The organism is Serratia sp. ME47 (assembly GCF_903970925.1).
Lineage (GTDB): Bacteria > Pseudomonadota > Gammaproteobacteria > Enterobacterales > Enterobacteriaceae > Serratia > Serratia ureilytica.
Genome location: NZ_CAJCKE010000005.1, coordinates 209,911 through 229,092 on the forward strand (window position 1 = coordinate 209,911; position 19,182 = coordinate 229,092).

The 19,182-nt window shown below is 61.5% G+C and carries 14 protein-coding genes and 3 tRNA genes; 7 read left to right on the forward strand and 10 right to left on the reverse strand.

Annotated features, from left to right (window positions below; all coding sequences use genetic code 11):
* Window positions 1-9 precede the first annotated feature (9 nt).
* The 5 genes from miaA to nnr are packed head-to-tail and all read right to left on the reverse strand — an operon-like array spanning window position 10 to window position 6,649.
* The gene (gene miaA, locus H7A77_RS08225) at window positions 10-951 is read right to left on the reverse strand and encodes a tRNA (adenosine(37)-N6)-dimethylallyltransferase MiaA (protein ID WP_182074034.1); all 942 of its coding nucleotides are present in this window, start codon (window positions 949-951) and stop codon (window positions 10-12) included.
* Complete coding sequence (gene mutL, locus H7A77_RS08230; RefSeq protein WP_182074035.1) at window positions 944-2,827, reverse strand: DNA mismatch repair endonuclease MutL; 1,884 nt, start codon at window positions 2,825-2,827, stop codon at window positions 944-946. Before mutL ends, miaA begins: the two co-directional genes overlap by 8 nt.
* Window positions 2,828-2,849: 22 nt before the next feature.
* The gene (amiB, locus tag H7A77_RS08235; protein WP_182074036.1) at window positions 2,850-4,646 is read right to left on the reverse strand and encodes an N-acetylmuramoyl-L-alanine amidase AmiB; all 1,797 of its coding nucleotides are present in this window, start codon (window positions 4,644-4,646) and stop codon (window positions 2,850-2,852) included.
* 7 nt (window positions 4,647-4,653) lie between these two features.
* Window positions 4,654-5,124 carry a tRNA (adenosine(37)-N6)-threonylcarbamoyltransferase complex ATPase subunit type 1 TsaE gene (gene tsaE, locus H7A77_RS08240; protein WP_025305017.1) on the reverse strand — a complete coding sequence of 157 codons (471 nt, stop codon included), beginning with the start codon at window positions 5,122-5,124 and terminating at the stop codon, window positions 4,654-4,656.
* Between the two features lie 10 nt (window positions 5,125-5,134).
* Window positions 5,135-6,649 carry a bifunctional ADP-dependent NAD(P)H-hydrate dehydratase/NAD(P)H-hydrate epimerase gene (gene nnr / locus H7A77_RS08245; protein ID WP_147880179.1) on the reverse strand — a complete coding sequence of 505 codons (1,515 nt, stop codon included), beginning with the start codon at window positions 6,647-6,649 and terminating at the stop codon, window positions 5,135-5,137.
* On the opposite strand from nnr, the gene queG reads away from it, so the two are divergent.
* Window positions 6,648-7,787 (forward strand): tRNA epoxyqueuosine(34) reductase QueG, encoded by a 1,140-nt coding sequence (gene queG, locus H7A77_RS08250; protein WP_033651499.1) that lies wholly within the window; start codon window positions 6,648-6,650, stop codon window positions 7,785-7,787. The two genes, nnr and queG, sit on opposite strands and share 2 nt — an antisense overlap.
* A gap of 311 nt (window positions 7,788-8,098) precedes the next feature.
* Here queG and H7A77_RS08255 read toward each other — a convergent pair.
* The 4 genes from H7A77_RS08255 to orn form a co-directional block, all read right to left on the reverse strand.
* Window positions 8,099-8,174: transfer RNA gene (locus H7A77_RS08255), tRNA-Gly, on the reverse strand.
* A gap of 54 nt (window positions 8,175-8,228) precedes the next feature.
* A tRNA-Gly gene (locus H7A77_RS08260) sits at window positions 8,229-8,304 on the reverse strand.
* 66 nt (window positions 8,305-8,370) lie between these two features.
* Window positions 8,371-8,446 (reverse strand) — tRNA-Gly (locus tag H7A77_RS08265).
* 192 nt (window positions 8,447-8,638) lie between these two features.
* The gene (gene orn, locus H7A77_RS08270) at window positions 8,639-9,184 is read right to left on the reverse strand and encodes an oligoribonuclease (RefSeq protein ID WP_033641618.1); all 546 of its coding nucleotides are present in this window, start codon (window positions 9,182-9,184) and stop codon (window positions 8,639-8,641) included.
* 245 nt (window positions 9,185-9,429) lie between these two features.
* Between orn and rsgA the strand changes: the two genes are divergently transcribed.
* From rsgA to mscM, 3 genes are all read left to right on the forward strand, one after another.
* The gene (gene rsgA / locus H7A77_RS08275; protein ID WP_033641617.1) at window positions 9,430-10,479 is read left to right on the forward strand and encodes a small ribosomal subunit biogenesis GTPase RsgA; all 1,050 of its coding nucleotides are present in this window, start codon (window positions 9,430-9,432) and stop codon (window positions 10,477-10,479) included.
* Window positions 10,480-10,555: 76 nt separating this feature from the next.
* The gene (gene asd, locus H7A77_RS08280; protein WP_147838218.1) at window positions 10,556-11,449 is read left to right on the forward strand and encodes an archaetidylserine decarboxylase; all 894 of its coding nucleotides are present in this window, start codon (window positions 10,556-10,558) and stop codon (window positions 11,447-11,449) included.
* Between the two features lie 13 nt (window positions 11,450-11,462).
* Window positions 11,463-14,810 (forward strand): miniconductance mechanosensitive channel MscM, encoded by a 3,348-nt coding sequence (gene mscM, locus H7A77_RS08285; protein WP_042783512.1) that lies wholly within the window; start codon window positions 11,463-11,465, stop codon window positions 14,808-14,810.
* A gap of 67 nt (window positions 14,811-14,877) precedes the next feature.
* On the opposite strand, the gene epmA is transcribed toward mscM, so the two are convergent.
* Window positions 14,878-15,855 (reverse strand): elongation factor P--(R)-beta-lysine ligase, encoded by a 978-nt coding sequence (gene epmA, locus H7A77_RS08290; RefSeq protein ID WP_004929681.1) that lies wholly within the window; start codon window positions 15,853-15,855, stop codon window positions 14,878-14,880.
* Window positions 15,856-16,240: 385 nt separating this feature from the next.
* On the opposite strand from epmA, the gene frdA reads away from it, so the two are divergent.
* Genes frdA through frdC form a run of 3 tightly spaced genes read left to right on the forward strand, consistent with a single transcriptional unit; the run spans window position 16,241 to window position 19,171 of the window.
* The gene (gene frdA / locus H7A77_RS08295) at window positions 16,241-18,037 is read left to right on the forward strand and encodes a fumarate reductase (quinol) flavoprotein subunit (RefSeq protein ID WP_042783510.1); all 1,797 of its coding nucleotides are present in this window, start codon (window positions 16,241-16,243) and stop codon (window positions 18,035-18,037) included.
* Window positions 18,030-18,764 carry a succinate dehydrogenase/fumarate reductase iron-sulfur subunit gene (locus tag H7A77_RS08300; protein WP_004929676.1) on the forward strand — a complete coding sequence of 245 codons (735 nt, stop codon included), beginning with the start codon at window positions 18,030-18,032 and terminating at the stop codon, window positions 18,762-18,764. The genes frdA and H7A77_RS08300 overlap by 8 nt, the downstream gene beginning before the upstream one ends.
* 14 nt (window positions 18,765-18,778) lie before the next feature.
* Entirely contained in the window at window positions 18,779-19,171 is a 393-nt protein-coding gene (gene frdC / locus H7A77_RS08305) for a fumarate reductase subunit FrdC (protein ID WP_025305010.1), read from the forward strand.
* The last annotated feature ends 11 nt before the right edge of the window (window positions 19,172-19,182 follow it).

Below are 19,182 nucleotides of genomic sequence, written 5' to 3' on the forward strand. Positions count from 1 at the left end.
TCACCCAACCTATGCACTAACAACCTGTGTCACCGAGTCCAAAGCCTCTCCCGGCTTTTCACTGTCCAACCAATGGACCGACTCCCAACCCCGTAACCAGGTCATCTGGCGTTTAGCCAACTGACGTGTTGCGCAAATACCACGATAAACCATCTCATCGTAACTAATTTCACCAGACAAGTATGACCACATCTGGCGGTAACCGACACAGCGAATGGAGGGCAAGTCCGTATGCAAATCACCCCGTGCGAAAAGTGCACGCGCTTCCGTCTCAAAACCCGCCGCCAACATGTGATGGTACCGCAGCTCGATGCGTTGATGGATCAACTCACGGCTGGTCGGCGCTATCGCAAATTGGTGAACTTGATACGGTAACGATTCACCCGAAATTTTAGTCAGTTCCGTTAAAGTTTTACCCGAAATAAAAAAAACTTCCAGTGCTCTGGACAGTCTCTGCGGATCATTCGGATGAATTCTCACTGCCGCGACCGGATCGATCGCCTGTAACTGACGGTGCAACGCCTCCCAGCCCTGCTCCGCCGCTTGCCGTTCGATGCGCTCGCGCACCGCGGGATCGGCGGACGGCAACGGCGACAATCCTTCCAGCAACGCCTTGAAATACAACATGGTGCCGCCCACCAACAGCGGAATGCGGCCGGCGGCGGTGATATCGGCCATCTCTTTCAGCGCATCGGCGCGGAACTCCGCAGCCGAGTAAGCTTCGGCGGGATCGCGAATATCGATCAGCCGATGCGGCGCCTGCGCCAATTCTTCGGCGCTCGGCTTGGCGGTGCCGATATCCATGCCGCGATAAATCAGCGCGGAATCGACGCTGATCAGTTCCACCGGCAGGCGCTCGCGCAGCGCGATCGCCAGCGCGGTCTTGCCCGAGGCGGTCGGCCCCATAATGAAAATAGCCGGGGGACGTGGTGTCATTTCAGTGTCAGTCATGCTTGAGGGCCGCCAGTGCGGCCTGTAAATCAACGGGTTGTAAAAGTCCGCTCGGTGGCGATTTGACCAGCTGCGGGCAAAGTCGTTCAACGTCGGTCAGCAATTGTATCGCTTGCGAGGTGTTCCACTGTTTATGTTCGCTGCCGAGACGGCGAGCGAGCCAGGTGGCCAACACCGCGGGCGACATCTCCTGATGCTCGGCCAGATAGCCTAACAGTTCGGGTATCAGTTTTTGTAAATTTTGTTGGCGTAATGGTAAAGGCACTGCGCGCAGCGTCACACGGCCGTGATCCGTCTGCAAATCCAGCCCCATCATCGTCAGCAGCGCCTGATGCCGTGGGATGGCCGCCGCTTCGTTCTTGTCCAACGTCAGCTTGACTGGGATCAGCAGCGGCTGCGGCCGCAGCCCTTCCGTCGGCGGATTGAGCTGCGCCTGGCGCAGCCAGCGCTCGGCCACCGTCAGGTTGAGCAACGCCGGCTGCTGGCGCTGTTCAATCAGCGCGTAGCACGGCGGATGGATCATCAGCACCCGGCCAAAGCTGTGTTGCCCGCTCGCCAACGGCGTTTCCACGGCGGCTTTCACCGGTGGGAACAGCGGCGGCCGACTCGGGGCTTCCGGCGCGGCCTCAGCCTGCGGCTCGGCGGCAGGCCGCATCAGTTTGCCGTACAGCTCGCCTTCGCGTTTCTGGTAACCGCCCGCCGTTTGCCAACCGGGCTGCGGCGCGCGCTCGCGGGCAGCGCCGGCCGGTGGCGGCGTTTCGCGACGCGGCGCCGGCTGTGAAAAATGGTTGCCGCCGGCGGCGACGCGGTTTTCCTGCTGCCAGACCGGCGCAGGCGCCTCGTCAGGCGCTTCCGCCAGCGGCAGCGACGGCGTCTGCCCGGCCTGTTGCAGCACCGTGGTCACCGCCTGGTAGATAAAATCGTGCACCAGCCGCGCCTGATGGAAACGCACCTCGTGCTTGGCGGGATGAACGTTGACGTCCACCTGGTGCGGATCCACCTCCAGATACAACACGTAAGCGGGCTGCTGATCGTCTTTCAGCTGATCCTGATAGGCCTGACGAATGGCGTGGTTGATCAAGCGATCGCGCATCATGCGGCTGTTGACGTAGCAATACTGCATTTCACCCAGCTGGCGCGCCCCGTCCGGATCCGCCACCCAACCGCGGATGCTCAGATCGCCATGCTGCCAGTCGATGTTCAGCGCATGCTGCAAAAACGCCGGGCCGCAGATGCTGCCCAAACGGCGCTCGGGCTGGCTTTCTTCCTTCGCCGCCCGATATTGGCGGATCAGTTTGCCGTTGTGGCTGAGGTTGATCGCCACATCGAAGCGCGCCAGCGCGATGCGCCGCACCACTTCATCGATATGGCCGAATTCGGTTTTCTCGGTGCGCATGAATTTGCGGCGCGCCGGGGTGTTGTAAAACAGATCCAGCACTTCCAGCGTGCTGCCGACCGGGTGCGCGGCGGGTTTGACCGTCACCGCCTGCTCGCGCCCTTCGGCATAGGCTTGCCACGCTTCGCTCTGGTCTGCGGTGCGCGACGTCAGGGTCAAACGGGAAACCGAGCTGATGCTGGCCAGCGCTTCGCCGCGAAAACCGAGGCTGACGATAGCCTCCAGGTCGTCGAGCGTGCTGATTTTACTGGTGGCGTGCCGCGCCAGCGCCAGCGCCAGATCGTCCTTGCCGATGCCGCAGCCGTTGTCGCGAATGCGGATCAACTTGGCGCCGCCGCGTTCGATATCGATATCGATGCGCGTCGCACCGGCGTCCAGGCTGTTTTCCACCAGCTCTTTGACGACCGACGCGGGGCGTTCGACCACCTCTCCGGCGGCGATCTGGTTGGCGAGCTGTGGCGGTAACACCTGGATAGGCATGCTGACTCCTGTAGCGGTGGCGCTAGGCCTGCGGAATGGTCAGCGTCCGATCCAGCGGCGCGACGTCCGACTTCAGATTATTGACCCGTTTCAAATCGCCGACGCTGACCCCGTAGCGAGAAGCGATGGAGGACAGCGTGTCCCCGCGGGCCACTTTATGTTTAGACGGCTTCTTCGCCGGCGTTTTCGCTTTGGCGACGGCGGTGACGGCGGCGGTTTTCCCCGCCGGCACCTTCAGGCGTTGCCCGACCCACACGCCGTCTTTCTTCAGTTTGTTCAGATCCCGCAGCGCCGCCATGGTCGTGCCGTAGCTGTCGGCGATGCCGGACAGCGTCTCCGCCCGTTTCACCACGTGGATCTGGGTCTTGCCGCTTACGCTGCGGCCCGCGCCGGCCGAGCTGACGATAGGCTCAGGCTGGCGCACGTCTGGTGTTGAGGTGTTAACCGCCGCTGCGACGTCCAGCGGTCGGTTTTCCACCTTTGGGTCGGCTTGCAGCGGATGCGCCAGGAAGTAGCTGCGCAGGCCGTTATGAATGGCCTTGGCAATCTTCTCCTGATACGCGCTACTGCCCAGCAGCCGCTCCTCCGTGCTATTACTGATAAATCCTGTTTCCACCAGCAGCGATGGAATATCCGGCGAACGCAGCACGCCCAGGCTGGCGTGTTCCGGCCGGCGTTTATGCAACGATCCGACGCTCTGCAGCTGCTGCAGCACCTTCACCGCCACATCGTAGCCAACGCGCTGCGAGTGGCCGAACTGCAGATCCAGCACCGCCTGGCTCAGATAAGGGTCGGCCTGGCTGTTGGCCAGCAAGTCGCCGGCGCCGCCGAGCAGCTCGGACTGCTTCTCATGCTGTTCGAGCCAACCGGCCATTTCGCTGTTGGCGCGGCGATTGGACAGCACCCAGACGGAAGCCCCGCTGGCGCTGCGGTTTGGCGCGGCGTCGGCGTGGATGGAGACCAGTACGTTGGCGCCCTGTTTACGCGCAACGTCGGAACGCCCCATCACCGAAATAAAATAGTCGCCGTTACGCGTCAGCACCGGCTTGAACTGCGGGTCGGCGTCCAGCATCGCCTGCAGGCGACGCGCGATGGCGATAGTGACATTCTTCTCCTTCAACCCGCTCGGGCCGATGGCGCCCGGATCCTGGCCGCCGTGGCCGGCGTCGATCGCCACCACCACCCGATCGCCGGAACCGGCGGAAACGCGGCTGCTGCGCGGCGTCACCTCAGTGGCGGTGCCCGCGACCACGCTCTGTTTATTGGTAAAGGGATTCGATCCCGTCGGCGCTTTGCGCAGCGGCGGCTCCGGCGCTTCACGCACTGCGACCGGCGCCTGACGCGGCGGTTGGCTGACGGCGACCGGCGCAGGCGTTTGGACCGGCGCTTTACGCGCCACGGTATTGACGCCGCCTTCGGCCGTAAGGGTGAATACCACGGTGTGCACGCCGCCGTTCTGGCGGGTGGAGACGCGGGTTTTAGCGCGCTGAGTCAGATCAAACACCAGGCGCACGCTCTGAGCGTCTTTCGGCGCGCTGGAGCGAATGCTTTTCACCAGGTTTTGGCCGCTGAAATTGAGCGGCAGCCCGCCAACCTTGCCTTTCTGGTTGACGTCCAGCACCACGCGCTCCGGGCCGTGCAGCGGGAAAAACGCGTAGTCCGGCGGGCCATTGAAGCTCACCGACACCGTCGCTTCGCGCTGGGCGTTGGACACTTTGATATCGGACAGCGAGGACGCCGCCAGCGCGTTCAACGCGCCGAGCGACCCCAGCACGGCGATCAGCATGATGACCGCAAATTTTTTCAACGCATGCGTCATTGCAGCATCATCCCTGTGATCCATGAATACGGTCTAACAGCTGGCTGCCGTAAGCAGAAATCGCCTCGATCTTCGCCTCTCGCCCCTCGCCCTGATAGCTGAGGTGCAGCGCCAGATCCGGCTCCGGCAGCACGCCGGTGCCCTGCTGCGGCCATTCGACCAGGCAGATGGCGTCTTGCGCGAAGTAATCGCGAATGCCCATAAATTCAAGCTCTTCCGGATCGGCCAGGCGATACAGATCGAAGTGATATACCGCCAAGGGCTGCAAGGCATAGGGCTCCACCAGCGTGTAGGTCGGGCTTTTGACATTGCCCTGATGCCCCAACGCCTGCAGGAAGCCACGGCTGAAGGTGGTTTTACCGGCGCCCAGGTCGCCGTAGAGATAGATGACGCTGGCGCGATCGCAGGCCTTGGCCAAAGTGGTGCCCAAAGCGACAGTCGCTGCCTCGTCCGGCAGAGGTAAAACGAGTTCTTTCATTCGATAAAGTCTATTTTGCCCACTCAGGGTTAACGAAATGAAGGATGTCCGGCAGTAAATCGGTCGCCAACATGCCTCTTGTTCCTTGTCTTTCCGCTACGCGATCGCCGGCCGCGCCGTGTACGACGCAGCCCGCACAGGCGGCATCATACAGCGAGAGCTTTTGCGCCAGCAAACCGCCGATGATGCCCGACAGCACATCGCCCATGCCGCCGGAGGCCATGCCGGCATTGCCGACGTCGGCGATCGCCATCTGGCCCTGCTCATCGGCGATCAGCGTGCCGGCGCCTTTCAGCACCGCCACGCCGCCGTAGCGCGCCGTCAGGTTACGCACGGCAAGTAAGCGATCACTCTCGATGTCGGCAGTGCTGCAGCTCAACAGCCGCGCCGCCTCTCCGGGATGCGGAGTCATCACGCGATTCTGCCGTTTCTCGGGATTTAATGCCAGCAAGTTCAGCGCATCGGCGTCCCACAAGGCCGGTTTATCGCTGGTTTGCAGCACGTTCAAGGCGTTTTTGCCCCACTCAGCCTGGCCCAGCCCCGGGCCAATCACCAGCACGTCCGCCCATTGCATCGCCTGCCGCAAGGTCGTCTCGTCCAGCGCCTGCGCCATCAACTCCGGCCTGGCCGCCAGCAGCGGCGCGACGTGCTCAATGTGAGTAAGCACTCGCACCAATCCAGCCCCGCTGCGCAGCGCCGCTTCCGCCGCCATGCGAATGGCGCCGCCGAATCCGCGGTCGCCGCCCACCAGCAGCAGACGGCCATGCTCGCCCTTATGGGCGCAGGGGCGCCGCGGATGCAGCCAGCGCGGCAACGCCTCGGCGGTAAGCCGCTGAATCTGTTCCGGTTGCTTCGCCAACCAATCCGATAAGCCTAGCGTATTCTGATGAAGTTGCCCGACCCAGTCGCGCGCCTGCCCGGTCAGCAAGCCCGGTTTGAGGCCAATGAACGTGACGGTATGCGCGGCACGCACGACCGCGCCCGGCGCCGCGCCGCTTTCCGCCAGCAGCCCGGACGGAATATCGAGCGCCACCACCGGCGCCGAATGGCGGTTGGCGGCCTCGATCAGCGCATCGTAAGGCGCGCGCGGCGCGCTGCCCAGGCCGGTGCCTAACAGACCGTCGATAATAAGAGAGACGGACGCCGGCCAGCGGCTGTTCGCCGGCAGAATATCGCCGCCAGCGGCCAGCCAGGCCTCGCGGGCCGCTGCCGCCTCCGGCGGCAAAGGGCGTGCGCCTTCGCAGGCGATCACCGTCACCTGCACGCCCGCCGCCTTCGCCAAACGCGCCACCACATAGCCGTCGCCGCCGTTGTTGCCGTGGCCACAGAGCACCAGCCAGTGGTTGCAGGAGGGATAAGTGTCGCGCGCCAGCACGTAGGCCGCCTGACCGGCGCGCAGCATTAAATCGTAAAGAGAAAGACCGAGCGAGGCCGCCGCCGCAGGTTCCGAACGACGGATCCAATCCGCAGGCCAGACAGAGTGTGGTAAACTGTCAGCGTATGCTTTTTCACTGTGGCCCGTCATGACGCACCCCCTCGATCTCCATCAACTCGCCCAACATATCAAGCAATGGGGGCAATCGCTAGGATTCCAGCAGGTTGGCATCTGCGATACCGATCTCAGCCTGGAAGAGCCGAAGCTGCAGGCCTGGCTCGACAAACAGTACCACGGCGAGATGGAGTGGATGGCGCGCCACGGCATGCTGCGCGCACGCCCTCACGAGCTGTTGCCGGGCACGCTGCGGGTGATCAGCGTACGCATGAACTACCTGCCGGCCAAGGCGGCGTTCGCCAGCACCCTGCAGAACCCGCAATTGGGCTACGTCAGCCGCTATGCGCTGGGGCGCGATTATCACAAGCTGTTGCGTCAGCGCCTGAAAAAGTTGGGCGATCAGATCCAGGCCTACTGCGGCGAACTGAATTTCCGCCCCTTTGTCGACTCGGCGCCGGTCATGGAGCGCGCGCTTGCCGCCAAGGCGGGCATTGGCTGGGTTGGTAAACACTCACTAATTCTTAACCGCGAAGCCGGATCCTGGTTTTTCCTCGGCGAACTGCTGATCGACCTGCCGCTGCCGGTGGATCAGCCGCAGGAAGAGCAGTGCGGCCGCTGCGTCGCCTGCATCACCACTTGCCCGACCGGGGCCATCGTCGCGCCCTACACCGTCGATGCCCGGCGCTGCATTTCCTATCTGACCATCGAACTGGAAGGCGCGATCCCGGAGGAATTCCGGCCGCTGCTCGGCAACCGTATCTACGGCTGCGACGACTGCCAGCTGATCTGCCCGTGGAACCGATTTTCGCAACTCACCGACGAAGACGATTTCAGCCCGCGCGCCGCGCTGCATGCGCCGCAGCTGATCGATCTGTTCAGTTGGACGGAAGAAAAATTCCTGCGCATCACCGAAGGCTCGGCGATACGCCGCATCGGTCACCTGCGCTGGCTGCGCAATATCGCCGTGGCGCTGGGCAATGCGCCTTATGAGGACAGCATCGTGCTCGCGCTGCGCACGCGTTTGGACCAGGACGCCATGCTGGACGAACATATCCACTGGGCGCTGGCGCAACAGCTCGCTCGCCGTGAAGCGCAGGGCATCGAGGTGCAAACGGCGCAGAAAAAACGGTTGATACGGGCTGTGGAAAAAGGTTTGCCAAGGGATGCCTGACGGGGTGCGCCGCACGGGCGTATCGCCCGAAATCTCACTCTGTGGATTTGTGCATAAAAATAAAAACACGTTGTCTTTCAACTGCAACAAAAAGAGCAAGTGATCGGCATAACGTTTTGGGATAAATAAATAAGCTTATAAATCAAATATATAAATATTTAATTTGTATGACGTTGATTTTTCAGGCTGGCGGGTTTATGTACAGAGACTGTGGATAACTCTGTTCACAACGTTTTTAGCAGGTGTGTAAAACGGGACAAAAACCCGCGCCGGAGAAGGCGTTGGATTTGAGTTTGAAACGAAGAGAAAATTGGAGCGGGAAACGAGACTCGAACTCGCGACCCCGACCTTGGCAAGGTCGTGCTCTACCAACTGAGCTATTCCCGCATTGAGATGCTTTTGGCATCCGGTCACCAAACACTGGCGTGACCTTTGAATTTTTGGAGCGGGAAACGAGGCTCGAACTCGCGACCTCAACCTTGGCAAGGTTGCGCTCTACCAACTGAGCTATTCCCGCGTCGCATAGGTACTGCTTGATACTGCTTTATTTATTCATCATGCCGCATCGCGACATTGTTGAATTTGGAGCGGGAAACGAGACTCGAACTCGCGACCCCGACCTTGGCAAGGTCGTGCTCTACCAACTGAGCTATTCCCGCCCGGCGTATCGATGGTGGAACGTTACGAAATTCTTCATCGGTACGGGGTGCGCATTATACGAGAAATCCTTTTTGTCGCAAGCCCCTGAAAGCAAAAAAACGCGATTTTTGTTTGATTGCCGATTAAAGCGCCAGATTGGCGAATTAAGCGGCTAAAAACGGCATTTTTTCCCCGCAGAGGCCGCCATCGCCTTAAAGCTGAATGAAATGCTCGCGGTAATAAGCCAGTTCGGCCACCGATTCGCGGATGTCATCCAGCGCCTGATGGGTGCCCTGCTTCTTAAAGCCGCCGAGAATTTCCGGCTTCCAACGGCGCGCCAGTTCTTTCAGCGTGCTGACGTCCAGGTAGCGGTAATGGAAGTAGGCCTCCAGCTCCGGCATGTAGCGGAACAGGAAACGGCGATCCTGGCCCACGCTGTTGCCGCAGATCGGCGATTTACCGGCCGGCACCCATTGCTGCAGGAAGGCGATGGTTTCCAGCTCGGCGGCGCGATCGTCCTGCCGGCTGGCTTTCACCCGCTCCACCAGCCCGCTGCCGGTATGGGTGCGCACGTTCCACTCGTCCATCAAGGCCAGCTGCTCGTCGGATTGGTGCACGGCGATCACCGGCCCTTCCGCCAGGATGTTCAGATTGGCGTCGGTGACCAGCGTGGCGATCTCGATAATGCGGTCACGCTCGGGATCCAGCCCGGTCATCTCCAAATCGATCCAAATCAGGTTATTTTCGTTTGCTGTCATGATGTTTCCTGCCTAAAAGCCGAGAGAAAAACGCTGTGCGGACGAGACGACGGCCGCCGCCGATGGCGACACGCCGCAGCTGGCGGCTAACAACGGTTATTTAATATAAAATAGCGTGTATCATAGTCTTTTTGGTCGCCATGGGCGACATATACCCTGACGGGTTCAAGGCTGCGCCCGGGGCAAGTCCCCCGCCGCGGCTGTGCGTATACGTAAAGGTATAAAACCGATTCAAGTGAGGCGCAGTGAGTAAGAACAAACTGTCCAAAGGTCAGCAACGCCGCGTGCAGGCGAACCATCAGCGCCGTCTGAAGCGCGCCGATAACAAACCGGAACCGGATGATTCCCAGCTGGGCGAGCCGCAGGAAGGCGTCGTCATCAGTCGTTTCGGCATGCACGCCGACGTTGAGGCGCCGGATGGCACTCAGCACCGCTGCAACATCCGCCGCACATTGCGTTCGCTGGTGACCGGCGATCGCGTGGTGTGGCGCCCCGGCCTGGGCGCCCATGAAGGGGTAAAAGGCATTGTGGAAGCGGTGCACGAACGCACCTCGGTGCTGACGCGCCCGGACTTCTATGACGGCGTGAAGCCGATCGCCGCCAATATCAATCAGATCGTCATCGTGTCGGCGATCCTGCCCGAGCTGTCGCTGAACATCATCGACCGTTATCTGGTGGCCTGCGAAACGCTCGAAGTCGAGCCGCTGATCGTGCTCAACAAAATTGACCTGCTGGACGCCGAAGCGCGCAAGCTGGTCGACGGCATGATGGATATCTATCGCAAGATTGGCTACCGGGTGCTGGAAGTCTCCAGCCAAACGCGGGAAGGCATGGCGGAGTTCGAACAGGCGCTGGCCGGGCGCATCAGCATCTTCGCCGGTCAGTCCGGGGTCGGCAAGTCCAGCTTGCTGAACGCGCTGCTGCCGCCGTCTGAAGAGCAAATTCTGGTAAATCAGGTTTCCGACGTCTCGGGCCTCGGGCAACATACCACCACCGCCGCGCGGCTGTACCATTTCCAGCACGGCGGCGACGTGATCGACTCCCCGGGGGTGCGCGAGTTTGGCCTGTGGCACCTGGAGCCGGAACAAATCACCCGCGGCTTTGTCGAATTCCGTGATTATTTAGGCGGTTGCAAATTCCGCGACTGCCGCCACGATACCGATCCCGGCTGCGCCATTCGCGCGGCGATGGAGAAAGGCGATATCGCGCAAGAGCGGTTCGACAACTATCACCGTATTCTGGAAAGCATGGCGCAGGTGAAGGTTCGCAAGAACTTCACGGACGCCGCAGACTGACACTGACGAGCGAGCATTGACGACGGCGGAGCCCTCGTTACAATGCGCGCCCTTTACCCTGATTCACGAGGTTAACGTGCTGGATAGCATCAAGATTAAACTGCAATATTGGCTGCCGAAGCTGGCGCTGACCCGCCTGGCGGGCTGGGGCGCCGACAAACGGGCCGGCTGGCTGACCCAACTGGTGGTCAAAACCTTCGCCCGCTACTACCGCGTGGACATGCAGGAAGCGCAAAATCCGGACCTGGCGTCTTACGCCACCTTCAACGACTTCTTCGTGCGCCCGCTGCGCGACGGCGCGCGCCCCATCATCGCCGACGCCAACTGGCTGGCGCTGCCTGCCGATGGCGCCATCAGCCAGCTCGGCCCGATCCGCGACGATCAAATCTTCCAGGCCAAAGGCCACCACTACAGCCTCGAAGCGCTGCTGGCCGGCAACTATCTGTTGGCCGAGCCGTTCCGCAACGGCCTGTTCGCCACCACCTATCTGGCGCCGCGCGACTATCACCGCGTACACATGCCGTGCGCCGGCGTGCTGCGCGAAATGATCTATGTGCCGGGCGATTTGTTCTCGGTCAACCCGCTCACCGCCGCCAACGTGCCTAATCTGTTCGCGCGCAACGAGCGCGTGATCTGCGTATTCGACACCGACATTGGGCCGATGGTGCAAATCCTGGTCGGCGCCACCATCGTCGGCAGCATCGAAACCGTCTGGGCCGGCACCGTCACGCCGCCGCGCGAAGGCATCATCAAGCGCTGGACCTACCCGGCCGCCGGCGAAGAAGGCGCTATCGCGCTGGAAAAAGGCGCCGAGATGGGCCGTTTCAAACTCGGCTCTACGGTGATCAACCTGTTTACCGCAGGCAGCGTGCAGTTTGCGCCGCAGCTGCATAACGGCACCGTCACCCGCATGGGTGAAGCCTTCGCCGAAATCCCGGCCGCCGCTGAAACGCCACAGACCCCGCTCTAAAGGAATCGACGCCGTGCGCCTTTTCATCACGCTTTTGCTCGGTTGCCTGCTGTGGCAACCGGCGCTGGCCGCCCCCGTGCCGACCGAGACCCAGCTCAAACAGGAGCTGAAGCAGGCGGAAAGCAGCAAAAACGCGCCGAATCAGGCGGAAACCACCGAGGCGCTGCAAAGCGCCCTCAACTGGCTGACGGAGCGCAAAGAGTCGCAGACTCGCTCCGAGCAGTATCAGAGGGTGATCGACGATTTTCCGAAGATGACGCAGGAGCTGCGCCGTCAGCTGGTGCTGGAAAGCAACAAGATCTTGCCTAACGGCGACGATCTGCCGGCCGCCGAGCTGGAACAGCAGATCCTGCAAACCAGCAGCCTGCTGCTGGAACAGGCGCGCCTGCTGCAGCAAGAACAGGATCGCACGCGGGAGATCAGCGATTCGCTCGGCCAGCTGCCGCAGCAGCAGACCGACGCCCGCCGTGCGCTGACGGAAGTGCAGCGCCGCCTGCAGGCGCAGCCCGCCAACCCAACCACGCCGTATGCGCAGGCCGCCCTGGCCCTGCTGCAGGCCGAAGCCGCGGCGCGCAAAGCCAAAGTGGACGAGCTGGAGCTGGCGCAGCTGTCGGCCAACAACCGTCAGGAGCTGGCGCGCATGCGCGCCGAGGTCTATAAAAAGCGCCACGAGAAAATAGACGTTCAGCTGCAGGCGCTGCGCAATAACCTCAACGCCCAACGCCAACGCGAAGCAGAGCTGGCGCTGGAAAAAACCGAGCAGTTGGCCGAGCAGAACGGCGATTTGCCAAAAAGCATCAGCCAGCAGCTGCAGATCAACCGCGAACTGTCCGCCGCGCTGAACAGCCAGGCGCAGCGCATGGATCTGATTTCATCGCAGCAGCGGCAGGCGGCGGCGCAGACGCTGCAGGTGCGCCAGGCGCTGAGCACCATCATCGAGCAGGCCCAATGGCTCGGTTCGTCGTCGGCGCTGGGGGAAACCCTGCGCGCCCAGGTGGCGACACTGCCGGAAATGCCCAAGCCGCAACAGCTGGACGGCGACATGGCCCAGCTGCGCGTGCAGCGCCTGCAGTTTGAAAACCAGCTGGAAAAACTGTCGCAGCGCGAATTCAAACGCGACGACGGCAGCGCGCTGACCAACCAGGAGCAACGCATCGTCGATGCCCAGCTGCGCACCCAGCGCGAGCTGCTCAACTCGTTGTTATCCGGGTGCGACACCCAAATCCTCGAGCTGACCAAGCTGAAGGTGGCCAACACCCAGCTGATCGAAGCGTTGAACGAAATTCGCGACGCCACCCACCGCTATCTGTTCTGGGTGCCGGACGTCAATCCGATCAACTTCTCCTACCCGCTCAACGTGGCGCACGATCTGACGCGCGTTCTGTCGCTGGACACGCTGTCTCAACTCGGCGGCGCCTTCATGATGATGGTGACCAGCCGCGAAACGCTGATCCCGATCTTCGGCGCCCTGCTGCTGGTGATTTTCAGCATCAGCTCGCGCAAGCACTACCACGCCTTCCTCGAGCGCGCGAGCAGCCGCGTCGGCAAGGTGACGCAGGACGAATTCTTCCTGACGGTGCGCACCGTGTTCTGGTCGATTCTGGTGGCGATGCCGCTGCCGGTGCTGTGGGCCGCGCTCGGTTACGGCCTGCAAAGCGCCTGGAACTACCCGGTGGCGGAAGCGATCGGCAAAGGGGTAACCGCCACGCTGCCGATCCTGTGGATCTGCATGATCTGCGCCGCCTTCGCCCACCCGCAGGGGCTGTTCATCGTGCACTTCCGCTGGCCGGCGAAGCAGGTTTCGCGCGCCATGCGCTACTACAAGATGTCGATCTGGCTGATCGTGCCGCTGATCATGGCGCTGATCACCTTCGATAGCCTGAAAGAACGCGAATTCGCCAACACCCTGGGGCGGCTGTGCTTCATCCTGCTGTGTCTGGCGCTGGCGCTGGTCACCCACAGTCTGAAACGCGCCGGCATTCCGCTGTATCTGGATAAAAACGGCTCCGGCGACAACATGCTCAACAGCGCCTTCTGGGGGCTGTTGCTGTCGGCGCCGCTGCTGGCGGCGCTGGCCTCGACCGTCGGTTACCTCACCACCGCGCAGGCGCTGTTGGCGCGTCTGGAAACTTCGGTGGCGATCTGGTTCCTGCTGCTGGTCGTCTACCACATCATCCGCCGTTGGATGTTGATCCAACGGCGGCGCATCGCCTTCGATCGTGCCAAGCAGCGCCGCGCCGACATTCTGGCCCAGCGCGCCCGCGGCGAAGACGAAACTTCACATACCCCGAACAGCACCGAAGGCGCCATCGATCCGGACGATTCGGACTTCGATCTGGACACCATCAGCGCCCAGTCGCTACGGCTGGTGCGTTCGATCCTAACGCTGATCGCGCTGGTGTCGGTGATCGTACTGTGGTCGGAGATCCACTCCGCGTTCGCCTTCCTGGAAAACATCTCGCTGTGGGACGTAACCTCGACGGTGAACGGCGTGGAAACCGCCCATCCGATCACCCTCGGCGCGGTTCTGATCGCCATTCTGGTGTTGATCATCACCATGCAGCTGGTGCGCAACCTGCCGGCGCTGCTGGAGCTGGCGGTGCTGCAGCACCTGGATCTGTCCCCGGGCACCGGCTACGCCATCACCACCATCACCAAGTACCTGCTGCTGCTGTTCGGCGCGGTGCTCAGCTTCGCCTGGATCGGCATCGAATGGTCGAAACTGCAGTGGGTGGTTACCGCGCTCAGTCTGGGGTTGGGCTTCGGCATGCAGGAGATCTTCTCCAACTTCATCTCCGGCTTGATCATCCTGTTCGAGAAACCGATCCGCATCGGCGACACCGTGACGATCCGCAATCTGACCGGCACCGTCACCAAGATCAATACCCGCGCCACCACCATCTCGGACTGGGACCGCAAAGAGATCATCGTGCCGAACAAAGCGTTTATCACCGAGCAGTTCGTCAACTGGTCGCTGTCGGATACCCTGACCCGTGTGGTGCTGACCGTACCGGCGCCGGGCGAGGCCAACAGCGAAGAAGTGACCAAGATCCTGATGAACGCCGCCGAGCGCTGCGCGCTGGTGCTGGATAACCCGGCGCCGGAGGTCTATCTGGTCGATCTGCAGCAAGGCATTCAGATCTTCGAGATGCGTATTTACGCCGCCGAGATGGGCCACCGTATGCCGCTGCGCCATGAGATCCACCAGCTGATCCTGGCGGGCTACCGCGAGCACGGCATCACGCTGCCGTACCCGCCGTTCCAGGTGCGTACCGAGACGCTGTCGCGGCTGACCAACAACGGCCGCACGCCGCCGTCCACGCCGGCGCCGAACACCAAGCGCGACGCCGGGGGGCTGTAAGCGTTTCTCGCGATAAAAAAAGGGCCGGCAAATGCCGACCCTTTTGCTTTTCTTACCGCCTGAAACGTCAGGCGATCCCGACCGGGAAGGCTAATACGTCGCTCAGGCTCTCGGCGCCCAGCGCCAGCATCACCAGACGATCCACGCCCAGCGCCACGCCGGAACACTCCGGCATGCCGTGCTGCAACGCCGCCAACAGGTTGTAGTCGATCGGTTGCTGCGGCAGGCCGCGCTCCGCGCGTTTGCGGTTGTCCTGCTCGAAGCGCTGCTGTTGTTCACGGCCGTCGGTAAGCTCGCGAAAACCGTTCGCCAGCTCGATCCCCTTGAAGTACACCTCGAAACGCTCCGCCACGCGGTGGTCTTCGGTGCTAATCTCCGCCAACGCCGCCTGGCTGGCCGGGAAGTGGTACACGAACGCCGGTTTTTCACGGCCGATATGCGGTTCCACGCCCACGGTGAACAGCAGCTGCAGCAGCGTATCGCGATCTTCTTCGGTATCGGCGATGTTGCTCAGATCGAGTTTGGCCGCCGCTTCGCGCAGCTGCGCCTTCTCCGCCGACAGCGGATCGATGTCCAGATGGCGCAGGAACGCCTGCTGATAGGACAGGGTCTCCGCGCTCTCGCAGTCCAGCACCTGTTGCAGCAGATCGTCCACTTCATTCATCAGGCGGTACATGTCGTAGTGCGGACGATACCACTCCAGCATGGTGAATTCCGGGTTGTGATGCCGCCCGGCTTCTTCATTGCGGAAGCTGCGCCCCATTTGGTAGATCGGGCCGCTGCCCGCCGCCAACAGGCGCTTCATGTGATATTCCGGGCTGGTCATCATGTATAGCGTCAGGCCCTCTGCCGCTCCCGGCCCGACGAAACGCGTCTCGAACGGGAACAGGTGAACGTCGGTGACCGTCGCCTGGCTCATGGTGGGCGTCTCAACTTCCAGCACGCCACGATCGGCGAAGAAACGCCGGATCTCAGCCAGAATCGCTGCGCGTTTCAACAAATTGGCGATGGGTGCACTAGGCTGCCAGCTTGCCGTTTCGCTCATGGTAATTAACTCCGAAATCAAACAGGGGATGCAGTCTACTCGCATCCTTGCAGCCAAACAAATTCTTCACGATGCGCAACCGGCGATAACGCCAATTTCCGATAAAAGGGCGGCAAAAGCGCGTTAAAAAGGGTAAAGCCGGCCGAACGCGCAAAAAAACAGACAAGCCTGCCGGGCAGGCGTTAATCGACAAAACAATCGATCACATCAAATTTCGACTACTTAACTTTAGGTATAGTTAATTCCCCATTATTGGTGGGAGATATCTATCCTTAACCTTTAAGCAACATTAATCGGTTCAATTAGTTAGCACCCGAAGAGTTCGCTAAATTTTAAGCATAGATATTTAACTTGCCGTTCTTAACAAGAACATTGGAGGAATGCAGTGCAAACCTTTAACGCCGATCTTGCCATTATTGGGGCCGGGGGCGCTGGTTTACGTGCAGCAATAGCCGCAGCGGAAGCCAATCCCCAACTGAAAATCGCGCTGATCTCTAAGGTCTACCCGATGCGCAGCCACACGGTCGCCGCCGAGGGGGGCTCCGCCGCCGTCACCCAGGATCACGATACCTTCGACTATCACTTCCACGACACCGTCGCCGGCGGCGACTGGCTGTGCGAGCAGGACGTGGTCGATCACTTCGTGCATCAGTGCCCGCGCGAGATGACCCAGCTTGAGCAGTGGGGCTGCCCGTGGAGCCGCAAACCGGACGGTTCGGTCAACGTGCGACGCTTCGGCGGCATGAAGATCGAACGCACCTGGTTCGCCGCCGACAAGACCGGCTTCCACATGCTGCACACCCTGTTCCAGACCTCGCTGAAATACCCGCAAATCCAACGCTTCGACGAGCACTTCGTGCTGGATATCCTGGTGGATGACGGCCAGGCGCGCGGCCTGGTGGCGCTCAACATGATGGAAGGCACCCGCGTGCAGATCCGCGCCAACGCGGTGGTGATGGCCACCGGCGGCGCCGGGCGCGTTTATCGCTACAACACCAACGGCGGCATCGTTACCGGCGACGGCATGGGCATGGCGTTCCACCACGGCGTACCGCTGCGCGACATGGAGTTCGTGCAGTATCACCCGACCGGCCTGCCCGGTTCCGGCATCCTGATGACCGAGGGCTGCCGCGGCGAAGGCGGCATTCTGGTGAACAAAGACGGCTACCGTTACCTGCAAGACTACGGCATGGGCCCGGAAACCCCGCTGGGCGAGCCGAAGAACAAATACATGGAGCTGGGCCCGCGCGATAAAGTGTCCCAGGCCTTCTGGCACGAATGGCGTGCCGGCCGCACCATCGCCACCCCGCGCGGCGACGTGGTCTACCTCGATCTGCGCCACCTGGGCGAGAAAAAGCTGCTGGAGCGGCTGCCGTTCATCTGTGAACTGGCCAAAGCCTACGTCGGCGTCGATCCGGTGAAAGATCCGATCCCGGTGCGCCCTACCGCGCACTACACCATGGGCGGCATTGAAACCGACCAGAACTGCGAAACCCGCATCAAAGGGCTGTTCGCAGTCGGCGAATGTTCCTCCGTCGGCCTGCACGGTGCCAACCGTCTCGGCTCCAACTCGCTGGCGGAACTGGTGGTATTCGGCCGCGTCGCCGGTGAACACGCCGCGCGCCGCGCGCTGGAAACCGCGCCGGCCAACGGCAGCGCGCTGGATGCGCAAACCCGCGACGTCGAAACCCGCCTGAGCAACCTGATGAAGCAGGAAGGCAACGAAAACTGGGCGAAGATCCGCGACGAAATGGGGCTGTCGATGGAAGAAGGCTGCGGCATCTACCGCACGCCGGAGCTGATGCAAAAAACCATCGATAAGCTGGCCGAGCTGAAAGAACGTTTCAAGCGCGTCAAAATCACCGACAACACCAGCGTGTTCAATACCGATCTGCTGTACACCATCGAGCTGGGCTATGGCCTGGACGTCGCTGAATGCATGGCGCACTCCGCATTTAACCGCAAAGAGTCGCGCGGCGCCCACCAGCGCCTGGACGAAGGCTGCACCGAGCGTGACGACGTCAACTTCCTCAAGCATACGCTGGCGTTCCACAATCCGCAGGGCGCGCCGCGTCTTGAATACAGCGACGTGAAAATCACCAAGCTGCCGCCGGCCAAACGCGTCTACGGCGCAGAAGCCGAAGCGCAGGAGAAAAAGAATAAGGAGCAGGCAAATGGCTGAGATGCAAACCCTGAAGATCGACGTCATGCGCTATAACCCGGAAAGCGACGCCGAGCCGCATTTCGTCACTTACGCCGTGCCTTACGACGAACAGACCTCGTTGCTCGATGCGCTGGGCTACATCAAGGATAACCTGGCGCCGGACCTCTCCTACCGCTGGTCTTGCCGCATGGCGATCTGCGGCTCCTGCGGCATGATGGTCAACCGCGTGCCGAAACTGGCGTGCAAAACCTTCCTGCGCGACTACGTCGGCGGCATGAAGGTCGAAGCGCTGGGCAACTTCCCGATCGAGCGCGATCTGGTGGTCGACATGACCCACTTCATCGAAAGCCTGGAGGCGATCAAACCGTACATCATCGGCAACGATCGCAAACCGGAGGATGGCCCGAACGTGCAGACTCCGGCGCAGATGGCCAAATACCACCAGTTCTCCGGCTGCATCAACTGCGGCCTGTGCTACGCGGCGTGCCCGCAGTTCGGCCTCAACCCCGAGTTTATCGGCCCGGCGGCGATCACGCTGGCGCACCGCTATAACCTGGACAACCGCGACCACGGCAAGAAACAGCGCATGCCGCAGCTCAACGGCCAAAACGGCGTCTGGAGCTGCACCTTCGTCGGCTATTGCTCCGAAGTCTGTCCGAAACACGTCGATCCCGCCGCCGCTATCCAGCAAGGCAAGGTGGAGAGCGCCAAAGACTTCATGATCGCCATGTTGAAGCCGCAATAAGGGAGAAAATTGCCATGACAACTCAACGTAAGCCCTATGTGCGCACCATGACGCCCACCTGGTGGCAAAAGCTCGGCTTCTACCGTTTCTACATGCTGCGCGAAGGCACCTCGGTGCTGGCGGTCTGGTTCAGCATCGTGCTGCTCTACGGCGTGTTCGCGCTGAAGGGCGGCGCCGAGAGCTGGGCCGGCTTCGTCGGTTTCTTGCAGAATCCGCTGGTGCTGTTAATCAACGTCGTCGCATTGCTGGCGGCGGCGCTGCACACCAAAACCTGGTTCGATCTGGCGCCGAAGGCCGCCAATATCGTGGTCAACAGCGAGAAAATGGGACCGGGCCCCATCGTGAAAGGGCTGTGGGCCGTCACGATCGTCGTCAGCGTGGTCATCCTGGCCGTGGCCCTGTTCTAATCCGGAGGAAA